This window comes from Bacillus sp. JCM 19034 (genome assembly GCF_001310635.1).
Taxonomy (GTDB): domain Bacteria; phylum Bacillota; class Bacilli; order Bacillales; family Bacillaceae_D; genus Halalkalibacter.
Genome location: NZ_BAXR01000058.1, coordinates 1 through 905 on the forward strand (window position 1 = coordinate 1; position 905 = coordinate 905).

General features: G+C 37.5%; 1 protein-coding gene and 1 pseudogene. Both read right to left on the reverse strand.

Features of this window, described 5'->3' with window-relative positions:
- The coding region (locus tag JCM19034_RS20550; RefSeq protein ID WP_156324100.1) for a transposase at positions 1–325 on the reverse strand (325 nt) is incomplete at its 3' end.
- Positions 326–472: 147 nt separating this feature from the next.
- Positions 473–905, reverse strand: a pseudogene (locus JCM19034_RS20555) (recombinase family protein); the annotation flags it as partial.

Below are 905 nucleotides of genomic sequence, written 5' to 3' on the forward strand. Positions count from 1 at the left end.
AGCTATCACTTTTTTGTGTGGTCATATGGCTTTTTCGTTCAGCGTATGAAAGTGCTGGGTTTACTTCTTTTACAACTTGTCCATGGTCTGTTAAAAATTGTGCTAACGACCGTCCATAGCCTCCAACATCTTCTAAGCCGAATACAGGCGACAATCCATCATCTAAAAGTTTATCAATGTCCAATAAAAAAGTTGAGAAGGCAGCCGGTTTATTTTCAAATTTTATTTCCTTTAGCTTCTCTTGCCAACAATTAATGACCACTGCCACATGGTGTTGCTTATGCAAGTCTACTCCAACATACAAGTATTTCTGTTTTTCATGCATTTTCTCATCCCCTATTCAATTAAATGAAAATGCCGGCAACCTTAGTTCGAGCGTTCACCATTCGGTGCGCATTGGTACGAAAGCCTATCCATTTTCAACCTTACAGAAGAACTTATAAGAAAATGAGTCCCTTTTTTAAGTAACCTTTTAAATTATTGCTTCATGTTTGCCATTTGCTTGTATTTGTCCGTATGTATAGACCCTTGATAAAAGCTTTCTCGGTCTAATATTCGCTTCACTTGTACTTTCGTAAATGCTTTCCCTTGCGTTGTTTGATAGCCTTCTTCATTCAATGCCTCTGCCAACCTAGACAGTGACCATTTCTTATATTTTGTTTAAGTTGAAATAATCTTTTTACTACTTCAGCATGCCCGTTATGTATTTTTAGTTCTTTTTCACCCTTTTGTTTGGTATAGCCAAATGTCGCTCTTCCTCCTGCATATCCGCCTTCCTTCGCTTTCTTGTTTCTGCCTTTTGTTAGTTTTAGGGCAATTTCAAGACGTTGATATTGGTCTAATAACTCCATTAATCCATTGACCAAAAAATCGTTGGGGTCTTTCTTATGGATACTGTAAAAGGG